Genomic DNA, 14,393 nt, shown 5'->3' with positions numbered 1-14,393 from the left:
TTTAATTGGCCACTATTGAACACATTCAGAGAGTCAGTATTAATCTCAATGTCTCCTCCATTCCCTTCAGCTTTTTCTCTTACCAAAGCAGAGACAATACCATGATTGTAGACAGAAACAGTATCACTAGCTGAGATTTTGACATTCCCCGCATCTCCTTCCCCCAGAGTACTGGCATTTAATTGGCCACTATTGAACACATTCAGAGAGCCAGAATTAATCTCAATATTTCCACCATTCCCTTTAGCTGTTTCTGTCACTACGGCACTTAAAATACCCTCATTAATATTGATGGTATCTTTAACTTTTATATTAATATTGCCAGCGTTACCGGTTCCTAAACTACTGGCAGATAATTGAGCCTTATTTTTAACTATAAGAGATTGAGCTATAATCTCAATAATTCCAGCCTGTCCTTCGGCTTCACTTTCCACTTGGCTGAGGGCAGAACTAATGCAAGCATTACCGCAACCATAAACAGACTGACCATCAAATACTACTTTATCAGTGGCAGTAATTTGAATTTTCCCGGCATTACCTGTACCTAATGTACTAGCGTTAAGTTGACCACCATTAGTCACTTCAACTGTTTTAGCATGAATTTCAATGTTTCCAGAGTTGCCTACTGCGCCTTTGTCTACTAGGTTAAATACTCCACTGGGTTTTTCTGGACTTGATATGCCATCAACAACTACCTTATCAGTAGCGTTGATTTTAATATGTCCGGCTTGGCTTTCTGGTTTTCCTTGTCTTGCGGCTATTCCAGCTGTTAGTGTACTTCCCCCCATAATGTTCACGTTACGGGCATTGATAGCAATGCTGCCGTTATTCTCACCAATGACTTTAACGACTGAGTGATTACTTAAAGATACATCGGCTCGCTCAACGCTATCAGGAAAACTTAGGGATGTGAGCTTTTGTAGTCCTTCTGAGGTTTGGATATGAAGATTTACTATGCCTTCACCTGTAAGTCCACCTAATTCCAGCCTCCCTCCAGATGTTTGTACAGTAGCACCATCTAGGGTAATATTACCCCCTACCAATGCTAGGGTATTGCCGGGATTCACCTGAAGATTAATCGCATTATTAACAATATTTGCTGGATTTTTGGCCAATCCCAAACCTATGGGTGCAGTGATAGTTAATAATGGTGGTACTTCGGGATTTATGGTACGGAACTTTAAGCCATTTTCAAATAGGACGCTATTGGCTGTTGTGGCTAAAAATGAACCACCTACATCTAAACGAGCATTCTGTCCAAAGATAATGCCATTGGGATTCATCAGGAAGAGGTTGGCATTACCAAAAACCCCTAGTGTCCCCAAAATATTAGAAACATTACTTCCCGTCACCCGTGTCAAAATATTCTCAATGCCACTGGGATTGGTGAAATATGCCCCTCGTCCTGACTCAATATTAAATTCTTGAAAGCTGTGGAAGAGGTTCCGCCCACGAATTGCACCCCCATCAATTTTGTCACTGGGAATCTCTTCGATAATCTGGTCGTAAGTAACAACTGAACTTTCAGCACCAAGAGTACCATCTGGAATGATTTGGGCTTTTGCTGAATGAAGGGGAGCCAGACTAAAGCACATCAGGCTGCTTACTAGGAACCCAGGGAGAATATGGATAAATTGCACCACTACCTTTTGCTGTTAAAATTTGGCTAGTAGCATGATCCTAGCATTTTACCCAAATATTACAGAATCCTATGGTATCAAGTTTTGTTACACCAGAAAGGTGAATTAAGGATTTTTCCTTTGTTCATAAAGTTACTAACTGTGGGTTTTTGAGTTACATACACACTTAGGAGTTTTGCAGCGATCGCGCTATTCAGATAAGCTAGGAGGAAGTATTAAAATGCTCATAATCGTTTTTTCCCAAAAAATTATATTTTTAATTAATTTATGCATTATCGCCAAGATATTATAGAAGTCTTCTCAACATTCGCGCAGTTGGAGGCAGATAGATTCCGGAAATGGTTAACAGATCCCAAGTTGCGCCGAAGTATTAAAAAATGCTTAGAACACACACCAGAAGCATCAAACGCAGAAATTTTCTGGGGAATTTATTGGCACAAGCACTGGCAGAACCAATCCCATAGTCTTGCTAAAATGCATTTGTCTGCTTATTTACAAGAACCATGTTATTGGGCTGCTGAAAAGACTGTTGCCAAATTTACCAACAACCAATATAGTTTAGCTGACCACTTCCAGTTAGCCAATGCTGAGGTGGAAAACATCCTTAAAGGCTTTAAACCGGAAATCAGCAATAACTTACAAGCCTATGCCCAAATGGCAATTCCCACTCGGTTGAGAGATATTTTACGGCAACGCAAGGAAGCTGATGGCTGCACCAATTGGGCATTGTTACGCAAGGTGAGCAAAAAGCAGGTATTAGCATCACTGTCACACGCTGGATTATCACCAGCCATGATTGCCCAACATCGTTTAGCTTGGTGTTGTTTTAAAGAACTTTATATCCAGAACCAGGCTGGAGGTAATAGTAAATTACCAGAACCAAATCGCCAACTGTGGGAAGATGTCGCCAATCTCTACAACAGCGAACGACTAAACCAATTAACTCAACAAACTCCACAATCGAGTCCAGACATAATCGAACAGTGGTTAACTCGCACCGCTATCTACCTGCGTGCTTATCTCTATCCACCCATGGATTCCCTAGACGCACTTAAGTCAAAAAATGACTATAACATCATCTGGGATTTGCCAGATCCCTCCTCTGACTCATTAATAGCTGATATCCTCGCCCAAGAGGATGCCCAAAACAGCCAAAATAAACTCTCGCAGATAAATGATGTATTGTTAAAAGCTTTACACGAATGCAATCCCCAATCGCAAGAAATACTTAAACTCTACTACCAACAGGAACTTACTCAACAGGATATTATCAAACAATTACAGATTAGCCAGCCTACAGTTTCTCGTCGGTTGATTAAAGCCAGGGAATCCTTATTGGCAGCATTAATCAATTGGAGCCAGGAGACATTGAATATTTCTCTCACTTCCAACCAAATAAAAGATATGAGTAATGTTTTGGAAGAATGGCTGAGAACTGATTATAGTCAATTTAACCTAATTTCACAATCATCATAGGATAGTAAAAGGGTAGTAAAAGGGTAGTAAAAATGACTTGTGTATTTGCAGAACCAAGAGAATGGGTGTTAGAAATTTCGCCAGCACTCCAAGGGCAGTCTTGGCAGCAAAGCCAAGTTTATGCCACACCTAGTAGTCGCTGGTGCGCTTATATTAATCAAATTTGCCTGGATGTCTTTTTAAATTGGATACAAGCAGAATATGTAGTTAATGCTACTGCCGGAGAATGTCTACCGATTGTGCCGGGTTTTTGGGAATTTGTAAATGGTACAGTAGTTTTACTAGGACAGAAGCGAGTTGTGTTAATTCCCAGTGAGGCAATAGATGATGGGGAGTTAGAAGTACCTCAAGAATGGGTAGATATTCCCAATTGGGGCGCAGACTATTATATAGCAGTGCAAGTGAAACCAGATGGCAATTCAGTGCGATTTTGGGGCTATACAACCCATCAAGAACTAAAATCATTGGCTAATTATGACCCAGTAGATAGAACTTATTGCCTAGATGAGCAGGATTTAACTAAAGACCTCAATGCTTTCTGGATGACTTACCAAGTCTCTACAGAAGAAACGAAAACTGCTTTAGCTCCTCTAGAAGAATTATCAGTTACACAAGCAGAAAATCTCTGTCAACACTTAAGTAATTTCTCTATGGCTTTTCCTCGATTAGCAGTGCCATTTACAACTTGGGGGGCGTTACTAGAAAATCAACAGTGGCGGCAGCATTTATACGAACAGCGACAACAAAGACAAGAATTACAGTCTTCCACAGAGCAAGTCAATCTTAGTAGTTGGCTGGAGGGTATTTACGAGACTTCTTGGAAAACCATTGAGACATTTTTTGCCACAAATACTCAGAGTTTAGCTTTTAGTTTTAGAAGTAGTTACGGGTTAGCAAGTGCTACTGTTAAACGAGCTAAGTTGATTGATTTGGGAATGCAACTAGAGTCTCAACAAGTGGTGCTATTAGTTGCTTTGACACCAGAAGTAAACCAAGAAGTTAGTATTCGCGTGCAATTACATCCTGCTAGTGGAGAAGCTTACCTCCCTGCGAATATGACGCTGGCTTTGCTGACAGAATCAGCAGAAATAATTCATCAAGTGCAAACCAGAGAACAAGATAACTACATTCAATTACCGCGTTTTGATGGAGAGGTGGGAGAATATTTTAGTATCCAAGTTGCTGTTGAGGATTGTCAAATAATAGAAAAGTTTCTGGTTTAAATATGCTACATTTAGTCCATGAGTAAGCTATTAGTTTTCAGTTTGTTAGGAGGTGACTTAAACCAAGGATTTACTGTGGTTACTGCTCAACTTTGGGATACTAACCAATCATTAAATGTGAAATTTATTGGTAGTTTACCAGCAGTACCGGAACTTCCCAATATTTATAACAAATGGCGGTTACTCTACGAAGCCGTAAATTATCGTTTGGGCAAAAAACAACGGATAAAAGTACATCAGCAAGATATTAGTAATATCTCGATAAATGACTTTAATGATGTCTGTCAACAACTACAAAGGAAGATTAATACTTGGTTAAAATCTGAGTCATTTCAGAATATTGAGGTGCAGTTGCGGACTTTACTTAGTCCTAATGATGAAATTAGAGTCATTTTTGAAACCAGCGTTGCCCTTTTACATCGACTACCTTGGCATTTGTGGGATTTTTTCGCGCATTATCCCAAAGCTGAATTAGCTTTAAGTAATCAAGAATATACATCGCCTCAGCTATTACAAAAATTCCCTACAGGTAAAGTTAAAATTTTGGCTATTTTAGGTAATAGCGTTGGTATTGATATTGAAAAAGACCGTTCTTGGCTCGAAGGTTTGGCAGATACCCAAGTCAAGTTTCTGGTAGAACCAACCCGTAGAGAACTGGATGAGCAATTGTGGAATCAAGATTGGGATATTCTATTTTTTGCTGGACATAGTACCAGTATTGCAGATGGGGAAATAGGGCAAATTGACATTAATCAGACAGATAGTTTAACTATTTCCCAGTTAAGGAATGCACTGAAAAAGGCAATTTTACACGGTTTAAAACTAGCAATTTTTAATTCCTGTGATGGCATTGGTTTAGCGCGAAATTTGGCGGACTTAAATATTCCTCAAATGATTGTCATGCGCGAAGCAATACCAGATTTCATCGCTCAAGAGTTTTTGAAAAATTTTCTTTCTGCCTTTGCCGGTGGGAAAACATTATATTCGGCTGTGAGAGAAGCGCGGGAAAGATTGCAAGGCTTAGAAAATGACTTTCCCTGTGCTAGTTGGTTGCCTGTAATTTGTCAAAATCCTACAACTGTGCCAGTAAATTGGCAAGAACTCTGCGGAACTTCTAGTAATAATCAATTTCAGGATATTGCTTCGATAAGAAGCGACAGTCATATTAAATCTCTGGAGATTGGTTTTACAAACAGCAAAATTTTGACTCCAAGGTGCAACCTCCAGACTGTACTTTTGATTAGTGTAATCATAGCACTTTCAACGCTAGCTTTCAGGTATTTAGGCATTTTTCAGACAGCCGAACTGCAAACTTTAGACCAAATGTTGCGACTGCGACCCAAACAAGATCAAGATTCAAGGTTGCTAGTTGTTGAAATTACTGAAAAAGATATCCAATCTTACCAACAAGAGATAGTCCGAGGCACAAAATCAATTCCAGATTATAAATTAGCTGAGTTACTGCACAAATTACAACAATATCAACCAAGAGTAATTGGACTGGATATTTATCGAGATTCTCTAGATCCTGAAAAACCAGACCAGAGAAATTTGGTTGATGAACTAAAAGTAGATACAATTGTTGTCGCCTGCAAAGGTAAAGATAGTAAATTTGACCCTCAAGGTGTAAAACCTCCGAGAAAAGTACCTGTAGAACGTCAAGGTTTTACTGATGGAATTGAAGATTCTGATCATATCGTCCGGCGGCAAATTCTGATGATGGCGCAAGAACCTTCGTCTCCTTGTCAAACAAATTATTCATTGAGTTTTCAACTAGTAACTCGTTATTTATTTGCCGAAAATATTAATATTGATGTAAATAAAGATGATATCAAGTTTGGTGAGCAAGTATTACAACCCTTAAAGCCTGGGCATAGTGGTGGCTACCAAGAAAGAGTGGATTTAGGTGGTTTTCAGATATTACTCAACTACCGCGATAGCAATTTCTCAAAAGTTTCTCTAGAGGATATCTTCAATGATAAAATAAACCCTGATTTAGTCAAAGATAAGGTAATTCTGATTGGAGTCACGGCTAACACTGTCAGCGATATTTGGTCAACTCCCTACAGTGTTGTACAACAGCCTGCGAGGATACCAGGTGTGTTGATACAGGCGCAAATGGTCAGCCAAATTATCAGTGCTGTTTTAGACCAACGAGTTATGCTTTGGGTTTTGCCTTACTGGGGTGATATTCTGTGGATTTTTGGGTGGTCTTTAATATCTGGTTTAATTATTTGGCGTATTGATTCACGTTTAGGTCAAGGCTGCACTATGGTTGCTACGGTTATAGTTTTATACGGAGTTTGTACAGTCATCATTAGTATATCTGGGGCATGGGTTCCTTTTGTTCCTTCAGTCTTGGCTGTGGTGGGAAGTGGGGCTGGTATTGCGGCAGGGAACCGGATTTTTGCGGGGTAGGGAGTGGGGTCAAAATAATTGAAGTCCTCAGAAATAATTGGTATAAATTTACTTCATTAGGATTTAAGCAATGTACAAATTCCTGATTTTGTGCATTAACGGAAATAGGTCATTTTAGGCTTTTATCAATCATCCCTTGATAAATCGCATTGCTCCCCCCGCCGCAGGCATCGCCTAAAAAGTGTGGGAAAATCAAAGTTTAATGCCTGAAATCTATACCCCCTATTTGGTTTGTCCTTTCAATGCGTAAGTCCTATTTATGATTGAGAAATATTTTATAAAATCGCCATTGTTCTGTTTGCCTCTGAGTATATTTCTATTCAGCAGTATCACTTCTCGACCTCTGTCAGCTCAAGCCAAAGAACTACCAAGGGAAAATTTCATCTTCTCCCAAAGATTCCCACCGCCGCAGGATATCCAACCACCTTCACCTTCCCCACTCCCAACACCACAACCGCAACAGCCATTACCGCCACCAACAGACCTACTGCCACCCTCGCCACCAACTTCTACCCTAGAAGAATCACTCCCCAGTGAAGCTGATCAAAATATTACTGTGGATCGGTTTGAAGTTCTGGGCAGTACAGTATTTAGTCCTGAAGAATTAGCTAAAGCTGTGGCTGAGTTTACCAAACGGCCAATTACAATGAGGGAAATTTTTCAGGCTCGTTCTCAAATCACGGAACTATACATTAACAAAGGTTACATTACCTCTGGCGCATACATCCCACCGCAAAAAATTCAGTCTGGTGTAATTAAAATTCAGGTGGTGGAAGGTCGATTGGAGGACATCACAATCAGTGGTACTCAGCGACTGAACCCCAATTATATCCGTAGCCGTCTAGCGATCGCCACGACACCGCCCCTAAATCAGGAACGATTACTGGAGGGATTGCAACTTTTACAACTTAATCCTTTGATCGAAAATGTGTCGGCTGAACTGTCAACCGGGTTGCGCCCAAATACAAGTTTGCTACAAGTGGAAATTAGGGAGGTGAAAACATTTAGCGCACAAGTAGTTTTAGATAATGGGCGATCGCCAGCTGTAGGTAGTTTTCAACGGAAGTTGCAACTGAGCGAAGCTAACTTACTCGGACTAGGAGATCGTTTGAATGTAGCTTACACCAACACCGATGGTAGCAATGCCTTCGATGCCAGCTATCTACTGCCTCTCAATCCTCACAACGGAACTCTCAGTTTTAACTTTGGTACTGCGTCTAGCAATGTTATTGAACGTCCTTTCAATGCTCTAGATATCCAATCCTCTTCTCGTTACTACGAATTAACATTTCGCCAGCCATTAGTCCAAACTCCCACTCAGGAATTTGCCCTGGGTGTAACAGCTGCTCGAATTGAAAGTGAAGCCTCTTTTATCGAGGCAGAACGCATACCTTTTCCGGCTTTGGGTTCTGATGAAGCCGGACGCACACGCATATCCGCATTGAGGTTTTTCCAAGAATGGACGACTCGTAACAGTCAGGAAGTAATTGCTCTCAGGTCACAATTTAATTTGGGTATCGGTGCGTTGAATGCCACAATTAATCCCGAACCCCCCGATAGTCGCTTTTTCAGTTGGCAGGGGCAAGCTCAGTGGGTACGTCTGTTAGCTCCTGAAACATTACTGCTCATACGTGCAAATACGCAACTTGCATCCAGTCCGCTTTTACCTTTAGAGCAGTGGGGCTTGGGGGGTTTGGGTAGTGTGCGGGGTTATCGTCAAAATTTCTTGTTAACTGACAATGGGGCTTTAGCTTCAGCTGAAGTGCAAATACCAATCCTACGTGCAGCTAAGATAGGTGGGAGGTTGCAGGTTATTCCCTTTGCAGATTTGGGTGTGGGTTGGAATAATTCGGGTAGAGAAAATCCTCAGCCTAACACCTTAGCCGCCATTGGTTTAGGTTTGCAATGGTTACAGGGAGATCGCTTCACTGCGCGTCTTGACTGGGGTATTCCTTTAGTATCTGTTAACTCAAATAATAGAGGGACATGGCAAGAAAATGGCCTGTACTTTTATTTGCAGTACAATGTTTTTTAAAATTATAAAAAATATCCGGTTGGGAACATTTGCTATTTATAGCTTGTCGCCCCCTCAAGTAGGATTGACAGGAGAATGCAATTTTGGCGTATGTATCGCTACAAAAACAGAGGTGTTTATTAATTTTATTAACGATTTTTGCCGCGCGATCGCCATATTCATGAATAGTATCACTCAACATATGCCAAGAGCGTGGAGTCGAAAACGGTTCTTCATGTTTAGCCTGGATTTCTCACAAGTATTAAGCGAATAGCCCAAAACGCTTATGCCACTTAGACTTGAGATAAGATACCCCGTTCACATAGTGTTGTGATTCGTGCAGTGTCTAAAACGCTCAAAATCTAAGCTGGATAAAGGTTTAGGTAACAGCGATCTGCTTGAAAGCAGCGCTGTACGCTATCGCATCGCTTGTGAGAAATGCGGGCTAGGAGGCTCGCAGGTAACTTCTTGGCTTAGGCTAGAAAATCAGTCTAGAAATTTAATTTAGGCTAAAGATAGGCTACGAGTTTAAACTAAACGCTGTAAACCTTACTGCATAAGAATTTTAAAAAGCGTGACAGGGAATGCTTCCTTCCAAATCACGGTGGCAAGTAATCGAATTCCAAGCTCTCAAACGCTCTGCCTTGTTCAGTTCTGCTATTAAGAATTGATATTGATGCTGTGGACAGAATTTATTGATAAATTTTACCTCACTTCATCCCATCAGTTACCAACGTATTCACAACCCAGTTATTCACTAAGGTATATATATAGTATTCTGCCTCATTCCCAACAAACTTATTCCGGTAAATAGTTTTTAAATCAACCAGTTTATTCTTAGTAATTGCTGCCATAATGTCTAAGATTTCATGAGGATGACAAGGTTTGGATATACGGGAATTTTCATCAGGTGAATATTCACGATATAAATCAACCATGAATGACTTAGAAAAACCTGTAGCAGTGTGAATTAACTTATTACGTTGGTCAATCCAAAAATCTAACTGCTGTAACCCATTTATAATCTGACCCCAAGCTTCAATTTCCTGGGGATTATTTCGGTAATTAACTAAAGCTTGGACAAAATAACGCTTGGTGAATCGATTATTTAATGATGCTATTTTCCCAGTAGCAAATTTAGAGTCAAATTGTCTTTGTAAAGAATCATGATCCCAAACTTGCTGGTTACTAATTTTAATCTGTTGGACATCGATTATAAAACCACTTTTGATTTCTGCTTCAGATGTAGCTTTTCTATATTTTCTCCCTAACTTCACCAACCAATAATTTGCTTTACCTTCCCACTTCAAAATCAAACCGTGTAATATTTCTTCACAAAAAGAAGAAAGATGCGCCAAGAAACTAGAGATTTGATCTAAGTGCCAATAAATCCGATTTTGTGTATATATACTCAATAAACGGTGTTGATAAATTCCATATTTATCTGCTGTTTCTTGCAGTTTAGGAAAAATATCTTTACTCAGTTCTGGGTAAGTTGTTAGTGTGTCTATTCCTGCTTGTGCAAGTTGTTTAGCAGTTTGAAAATCAAGATTAAAGCAAGCGCGAGCAAAATCTAAAACTTGCAATACTAATTTACTCACATCACTACTTTTTTTTACATCTTCTTTACCAACCACCCCGGTTTTAATTAAGAAATTGAGATAATCTTGCCAGTTTCCTAATATTTGCACTGCACCATCAAAATCCCAACGTTCCAAGAGTATTTTAATCGTTTGATACTTTTGAGTACGTATATAGCGCCAGTAAGATTCTAACTCGCAATTAGAAGGTATACCTTGAAAAACAGTACTAATAGAAAGTTGTGGATTAACAAACAACAGCTTTTTGACAGCAGATACAGAAATACCTTGAAGTTGCAGCGCAGTTCTCATTTGGGGTGTTCCTCCTTTGATGCTAATCAAAATCATTTCTTCATCTAACTGTGGTTGATTAATCAACTCAGAATTAGCTTGAATTTCTTGATTAATGCGATGATAAACAGCTTGATGATTTTGAATAATTTCTCCGGGAGTCTCTTCTAACTCTTTGGTAGAAAATCTCAATCTTTCAACTTCACTATTAATAACCTTGACCCAAATTAAATCTCCCACTTTAAACAGTGTTTTTAAATCATCTGGATTAATCGCAGGTTCGGAAATATTATTAATATTGACAAATCCTTGCACCCCTCCATTAACTTCCACAAATAAACCTTGATTCTGAGCATCAAATGAGACAACTTTACCAGCTATTATTTCATGTAATTGCGGATAACGTTGCTTTTGTTCTTTTTTCTCTTTGTTAAAATTTAATTGACTAAAAAATTCATAGTAATATTGAAATAAATCATCCGGTATATTAAGTTTCAACTCCAAGGGAATTACTTCCTTAATTAGTTGAAAATCTGGTTGTTTATCCTGAAACCACATTTTTAAAATTTCATATAAAAAAAGAGTATCTTTGGGATGACCTTTAGGGATTTTTGGGGATTTTTGATCACTAACAAATATGTAACCTTGATTAATTCCCAAGGCTAATGCTTGTTGAATAACGCCCCAAATCCTGGGTGCATGAATACGTAAATGCCAAGTTTCAGGATTATCGGTGTATTTTTGTAATAAATTTTCTGTCAGTTGTCTAGTATGAGGAATGACCTCGGGAGGAAATCCTAATTCCTCATATAAACCAGTGGATTTAAAATACTGTTGGGGATTTTTCCAAATGGCTAATTCTTGGGGTGTTAACTCATTAATATCTTGATTGGGTTCAGCAAGTGGGTCAATAGGTACATAATATTCTTGACCGTCAACGTTGATTTTAATGGCTAAATCAGATGTACCGATATTGGCGATGAGAATACCCATATTTTTCTCCAAGATGTAAGTTGGATGCAGAAAAAGGAAAGAGTTTCAGGAGTACAGTTAAAGTATAAAACTGCCTTTTTGCCTCCTGTAATTTATCTTTAGCCTTGTTTGAACTAATTTACTATTATGTATCTTATAAGACTGGCATTGCTGAGTCTAGGAAATTGACGCGAACAACGAAAACGTTCATTTAAAACCCAAAGCACTATAGCAAAAGTTAAAATTGAAATGCTTGCTGTGAATTGGTTTGGGGATTTTGTTATGCTCTAACTTGGCGACTGCTGTATATTGGAATTGAAGCTTTATCTATTTATTAGGGAAGGGAAAAATTTGAGCATACTCTTGTTTAGTTGTACCAGCACGCAATTGTCGTAAATATTGATTACGTGGATTGTCGTTGGGAGTGACACCAAAGACAGTTACTACCTGATAATGTACTGACTCATCATCTAAATGTACGTCTAAATTTGCAATCCATACAGGTGAAGGAGTTGCACCTTGACCACAAACATTTATATTGTTGTGAAAATGCTCATGAAGTACAGCTAAAGCATAGGGCTTATTGTTGTTCGTATCTCCAGTACATACAACAATGCGACAATTATTATCTACTGCTTGACTCCATTTATCCGGTTGTACTTGACTCACAGTCAGTAATTGTTGATAATTAATGTTATGGGCTATTAGTTGTTTAAGAGCAGAATAAAATTCTTGTAATCGTTTTCTGAATAACTGCTGAAATTCTCGTATTCCCTCTGGTAATTCCCAAAATTCATCGTCATTTTCTGGAATTAATGTTGAACCCCGCCACCAAGGTGGTTTAGGATGATTACGTTCTTGACGAGAATAACATGGTCGTCTTGCACCTTGTCCTACTCCACCTAAATGAAACATCATCCAAGTTAAATTCATGAATAACTTCTTAATAGCATCTTTTCGGAATGAAGGCGCTTCAGATGAGTAGCTGAGAATTAAGTTTCCAGATTGTTCTCCACAAGTATAACCATTACGTTCTTGACGAGAAGGTACTATTTGACTATCGGTGATTTGGAATTTGACCCAACCTGTAGTAGGGGGTGTAATTCCACCAAACAAAATAGCTTCTAATGATCTTACTTCCGCAGGTAGTGGGATATCGGCATTTTTCTTGAAAGCTTCTAAGTAGTTCTTTAAATTTGTTGTATTACCAATTGGTAATACACTTAAAGCAAATGCCCGAAACCAATAACGCAACATGGATTTAAAGGCTGTACACCTCACTTCTTCGGTTGGGGAAGTATTTGGTCTGTTGCCTTGGTACGGTTGATTGAGATTGTTAAATTTTTGTGTACCATGTATGAGTTGCCCTTCAAGAGTGAAGTTGATTTGAAAAAAGTTATCGGTTTTGACTTGATTGGTGGATAGAATTAATCTACCGTATCCAGTATTTACTTGCGAACCAATACCACTTTCTAAGCCGGAAATTAGCCAAGCTTTAATTTTTGCTAAATCATCTTGATGGCAATATTTTGTAGGTTTAAGTCCAATTACAAATGTAGATTCTTTGAGAGAGAAAAAAGTTTGGGGGTTTGGTTGATAGTTGAGTTGATTATTATCATCCCATTGCCAAATATTGTTGGTGATATCCACAGCTAACCCGCCTGATTTATTTCTAGGCATAGGAATAGGATATGCGTCTAAAAATATGACTTTACCTGTACGATCTTGATTATTTTCTGCATCCAGTCTGCCAAAGTATTTCATCACCTGTGTTTCAGCCGCTTGGCGATTTATCCCTTGTTGCATTAAGGTGACTATGGCTTGAGTTCTGGCTACACCGCGCAGGGTGCTAGAAGGAATGTAAGGTATACCTAAAGCGTCAAAAGCAGGTAACAGGATACTCTCTGGTCCTCTGTGTCCACCAACTCGTATCCGCCACGGACAAGTTACACAGAAGCAATTTTGTTCACCAGCAATGAGTTGAGTTCGCCGATTGAGTTGCGTCAGCCGATCGCTATAATTGGCATTTTCCGCAGCAATTTGTAATATTTGTAACTTGGCAATATCTTTATCTGGGTGGTCAAGCGATCGCATCCAACGCAGATATTCTACAAAGCCAGCCGTAGAATCAGGTTGAGGATGAGAGTTAAGGGGATGCTCTAACCAGGGAGAAGGAATGTTTTCACCTCCATTTCTGGGATTAGGCTGATGCGCTTGGTTTCCATTTGGTTGATTGTTTCCTCGTCTTTGAGGTTTTTCAAATACCATTATTCACCACCCTTGATATCATGATAAACTGCTGCTGCCCAAAAGCTAAACTCTTGAGCTAAAGATAAACCCAAACCAGTTAACCCTAAATATTTTTCTGCACTGAGGTTTTTTAGAGTTGTTAAACCAAAACCACCAGCTAAATTTGGTTCATTAGCTAAGTTTTGCAAACATTCAAAAAAAATTCTAACTACATCCCTTTTACCTTCTTGAGTAAGCGCTTGTTCTTCAGCTTTTAATCGCATTAAACCCCATGTTGCTAAATAAGTATATAACTCTACCGCTTGATTTTTCTGTTCTTTTAAACGAGATTCATTATGATTAGCAGACTCTCTTAATTGAGTTAATCCGTCGTGAACAGGTTTAGCTAAAGCCCGTGGCTCAAATATTGTCATTTTCACAAACTCCAAATCATCACAATCAAATTTATCGTCCTTGTCAAAGTGGGTTATGGCGCTGAGATCCAAAATTTTAATTTTTGTAGGTGTTTAGGCAATACGCAATATTACTG

General features: G+C 39.0%; 8 protein-coding genes. 4 read left to right on the top strand and 4 right to left on the bottom strand.

Going from position 1 to position 14,393, the window contains the following annotated elements:
• A partial coding sequence (locus AACX33_RS21225; RefSeq protein ID WP_227789240.1) for a two-partner secretion domain-containing protein occupies nt 1-1,643 on the bottom strand: 1,643 nt, incomplete at its 3' end.
• Between the two features lie 264 nt (nt 1,644-1,907).
• Between AACX33_RS21225 and AACX33_RS21220 the strand changes: the two genes are divergently transcribed.
• The 4 genes from AACX33_RS21220 (at nt 1,908) to AACX33_RS21205 (ending at nt 8,792) form a co-directional block, all read left to right on the top strand.
• Complete coding sequence (locus tag AACX33_RS21220; protein ID WP_227789239.1) at nt 1,908-3,116, top strand: sigma-70 family RNA polymerase sigma factor; 1,209 nt, start codon at nt 1,908-1,910, stop codon at nt 3,114-3,116.
• Between the two features lie 32 nt (nt 3,117-3,148).
• Complete coding sequence (locus AACX33_RS21215) at nt 3,149-4,339, top strand: DUF1822 family protein (protein ID WP_227789237.1); 1,191 nt, start codon at nt 3,149-3,151, stop codon at nt 4,337-4,339.
• Nucleotides 4,340-4,357: 18 nt separating this feature from the next.
• Entirely contained in the window at nt 4,358-6,757 is a 2,400-nt protein-coding gene (locus AACX33_RS21210) for a CHASE2 domain-containing protein (RefSeq protein WP_227789235.1), read from the top strand.
• A gap of 259 nt (nt 6,758-7,016) precedes the next feature.
• Nucleotides 7,017-8,792 (top strand): ShlB/FhaC/HecB family hemolysin secretion/activation protein, encoded by a 1,776-nt coding sequence (locus AACX33_RS21205; protein WP_227789234.1) that lies wholly within the window; start codon nt 7,017-7,019, stop codon nt 8,790-8,792.
• Between the two features lie 689 nt (nt 8,793-9,481).
• On the opposite strand, the gene AACX33_RS21200 is transcribed toward AACX33_RS21205, so the two are convergent.
• From AACX33_RS21200 to AACX33_RS21190, 3 genes are all read right to left on the bottom strand, one after another.
• A complete protein-coding gene (locus tag AACX33_RS21200) occupies nt 9,482-11,635 on the bottom strand; it encodes a S1 RNA-binding domain-containing protein (RefSeq protein ID WP_227789232.1) in 2,154 nt (717 codons plus the stop codon).
• 306 nt (nt 11,636-11,941) lie between these two features.
• Nucleotides 11,942-13,882: a type III-B CRISPR module RAMP protein Cmr6 gene (cmr6, locus tag AACX33_RS21195; protein WP_227789231.1), complete on the bottom strand. Its 1,941-nt coding sequence runs from the start codon at nt 13,880-13,882 to the stop codon at nt 11,942-11,944.
• On the bottom strand, nt 13,882-14,277 hold the full coding sequence (locus tag AACX33_RS21190; protein ID WP_227789230.1) for a hypothetical protein: 396 nt from the start codon (nt 14,275-14,277) through the stop codon (nt 13,882-13,884). The genes cmr6 and AACX33_RS21190 overlap by 1 nt, the downstream gene beginning before the upstream one ends.
• Nucleotides 14,278-14,393 lie beyond the last annotated feature (116 nt).

Origin of the sequence: Nodularia sp. LEGE 04288, from assembly GCF_963896525.1 — a bacterium.
Classification (GTDB): Bacteria; Cyanobacteriota; Cyanobacteriia; order Cyanobacteriales; family Nostocaceae; genus Nodularia.
Note: the sequence above shows the minus strand (reverse complement) of the source record. Positions and strands in the feature narration are given on the sequence as shown.

What these genes read in the sequence shown, in the direction of transcription:
- AACX33_RS21220 (WP_227789239.1), top strand. Translation starts at nt 1,908, where the DNA reads ATGCATTATCGCCAAGATATTATAGAAGTCTTCTCAACATTCGCGCAG.
- AACX33_RS21215 (WP_227789237.1), top strand. Translation starts at nt 3,149, where the DNA reads ATGACTTGTGTATTTGCAGAACCAAGAGAATGGGTGTTAGAAATTTCG.
- AACX33_RS21210 (WP_227789235.1), top strand. Translation starts at nt 4,358, where the DNA reads ATGAGTAAGCTATTAGTTTTCAGTTTGTTAGGAGGTGACTTAAACCAA.
- AACX33_RS21205 (WP_227789234.1), top strand. Translation starts at nt 7,017, where the DNA reads ATGATTGAGAAATATTTTATAAAATCGCCATTGTTCTGTTTGCCTCTG.
- AACX33_RS21200 (WP_227789232.1), bottom strand. Translation starts at nt 11,635, where the DNA reads ATGGGTATTCTCATCGCCAATATCGGTACATCTGATTTAGCCATTAAA.
- cmr6 (WP_227789231.1), bottom strand. Translation starts at nt 13,882, where the DNA reads ATGGTATTTGAAAAACCTCAAAGACGAGGAAACAATCAACCAAATGGA.
- AACX33_RS21190 (WP_227789230.1), bottom strand. Translation starts at nt 14,277, where the DNA reads ATGACAATATTTGAGCCACGGGCTTTAGCTAAACCTGTTCACGACGGA.